This window comes from Streptomyces sp. 2A115, assembly GCF_052245575.1.
Lineage (GTDB): Bacteria > Actinomycetota > Actinomycetes > Streptomycetales > Streptomycetaceae > Streptomyces.
Window position 1 is genome coordinate 1 of the sequence record NZ_JBQQCG010000229.1, and the last position, 1,178, is coordinate 1,178.

The 1,178-nt window shown below is 65.2% G+C and carries 1 protein-coding gene and 1 pseudogene; one reads left to right on the top strand and one right to left on the bottom strand.

Going from position 1 to position 1,178, the window contains the following annotated elements:
* Positions 1 to 721 precede the first annotated feature (721 nt).
* Positions 722 to 850, top strand: a pseudogene (locus tag ACTWQR_RS55730) (transposase); the annotation flags it as partial.
* A 131-nt stretch (positions 851 to 981) separates the two neighbouring features.
* On the opposite strand, the gene ACTWQR_RS55735 reads toward ACTWQR_RS55730, so the two are convergent.
* A partial coding sequence (locus ACTWQR_RS55735) for a dihydrofolate reductase family protein (RefSeq protein WP_443235016.1) occupies positions 982 to 1,178 on the bottom strand: 197 nt, incomplete at its 5' end.

The following is a 1,178-nucleotide window of genomic DNA, read 5'->3' on the forward strand; positions in this document are numbered from 1 at the left end:
ACACGGCTTCGCGAACCTCAAGTCCTGGCGGACCCTGACCAAGCTCCGCACCGACACCCGGCAGGCCACCACGCTCCTGCGAGCCCTGCTCGTCCTGGCGAACAGCGAAGTACAGCGGTGACGAGACGGGCGGACGATCTCGCCCCGACGATCATGCCGCCTACCAGCGTGAGGACCTCACCAGCGCATCACACCAGCCCCACTGAACTGCGGAAACGAGCTTGGCGCAGCCTCAGTGGGTATTTGTCGTCTCCATCTTCCTCATGACGGCACTTCTCTACGCATTTTCACCCCTTCTGCGTCCTCATGTAGGAAAATACTCACACCCTGACCATCCATCCCAACCGGTGTGGCGCGAGAAATCCGGGCGCGTGGGCTCAATCTGATTCTTGTATTTCGGTTCACGACAGTGCGTCAAGGAGGGGTGCCATGGAACTGACACTGTCCATCGTTGCGGCGGTCATCATCTTGAGCCTCGCTGGGTTCGCCGCGAGTGTGTTCTTCAAAGCCGTCATGAGATGGAATGCTCGACGCAAGGGGTAGCCAGACGTCAGCGCTTCGCCGCGCCCAAGAGAGCAGATCGTCCGGCCGGCCACGGGACCGGTCAACGCAGGACGGCCGGCAACCACGCCGGCCGGTCGAACGCGAGTCCCATGCACGCTGTGGGCAACCGGCGCGGACATCGCTCGCCGCGTGGGCATGTCCACCGACGCCGTCGGGAAGGATCGAGGTGCACTTCCTGCCGTCGTACTCGCCGGAGTTGAACCCCGACGAGCTGGTCAACGCGGACCTCAAGCGGAGTCTGCCGACCACAGCCGACCCACGACCAGGCCCAACTCGCCGCCGGGACCCGCAGGTTCTCCCACCGCCGCCAGCGTCAGTCGCACATCGTCCGCGGCTACTTCGGCGGACCACACGTCCGCTGCACCCTCGAATAGAACCCTTCGAGTTTCGGATCGATAGGGGGGAGTGGTGGCCCGGCTACCGTGGGTGCACGGCGTAGGTCAGGTGCGTCACCCGCGACGACGGCTCCGAGCGGACCGGCTCCAGCGCGACCCTGGACGCGTCCACGCCGTCGAACAGGCGGGTGCCGGCGCCGAAAAGCACCGGTGACAGCGTGATCGAGAAATCGTCGACCAGGCCGGCGTTCAGGTGCTCCAGGATCGTCGCGGCGCCCA